Origin of the sequence: Streptomyces sp. NRRL F-5755, assembly GCF_001279365.1 — a bacterium.
Taxonomy (GTDB): domain Bacteria; phylum Actinomycetota; class Actinomycetes; order Streptomycetales; family Streptomycetaceae; genus Streptomyces; species Streptomyces rimosus.
Genome location: NZ_LGCW01000169.1, coordinates 1 through 941 on the forward strand (window position 1 = coordinate 1; position 941 = coordinate 941).

General features: G+C 68.4%; 1 protein-coding gene. It reads left to right on the top strand.

Annotated features, from left to right (window positions below; genetic code table 11):
* Positions 1-241: 241 nt before the first annotated feature.
* Positions 242-941, top strand: a 700-nt coding sequence (locus tag ADK86_RS16375) for a hypothetical protein (protein WP_053697245.1), incomplete at its 3' end; no start/stop codon positions are given.

The following is a 941-nucleotide window of genomic DNA, read 5'->3' on the forward strand; positions in this document are numbered from 1 at the left end:
CCCTGACCCTGGCCACCCCCGGCCCCGCCAACCTCGCCACCCGACATACCCATCCCCATCCCCCTACTACCATCGGCCATCGGCCATCTGCCGTCTGCCAACCTGCTTCCGCCGCCAGGCTGACGTCCGGAGGGAGGAACCCGCGATCCTTTAGCTCCAGCCCGAAACGATGGCGTGACACCATGCGCACGATGGCGAGCGACACCATCAGGGGACCAGTGCCTCGCATTCAGGGGGACCAGTGCTCCGCATCCATTTCACGGCCGCCGACTTCGCCCGCGTCCGCTTCGCACCCCGCCCGGCACCCCTGATCGAACTCAACACGGCCTTCATGAAGGTCACCAGCAGCGACGACCCCCTCCTCTACGCCCGCTGGCGACAACGCCTCCTCCGCTCCCTCCCACCCACCGTCCTCCCGCTCCGCGCCCTGGCCCCCGCAGGCAAAGCCCCCGCCTTCCTCGACACCTACAACGACTCACTCACCGACGCCCTGGAATCCATCCACGCGACCGACCCCACCGCCATCCGCTCCGAACTCCAACGCATCTACGCCTCGGCCCCCCACCCACCACCGCCCTGGATCCGGGCCCTCCACCAAAACGACCCCGATGCCTGGCACCTCTTCGACCAGGCCCAACACGCGGCCTTCGAAACCGTCCTACGCCCCGTATGGCCCCTGATCCAGGACCTCCACCGCGACGAGTTCACCCGCCACGCCCTCACCACAGCCGAACACGGCACCGCCCACGCCCTGACCCACCTGATCCCCGACTCCCGTCTCCGGGACAACACCTGGGAACTCCCCGCACCCAAAGACCAGCACATCACCCTCACCGGCCAAGGTGTCCTCCTGCACCCCACCTTCCACTGGACCAGCCACCCCCTGGCAGCCCACCACCCCGACCACCCCTTGCACCTCACCTACCCAGCCGGCCCAAACC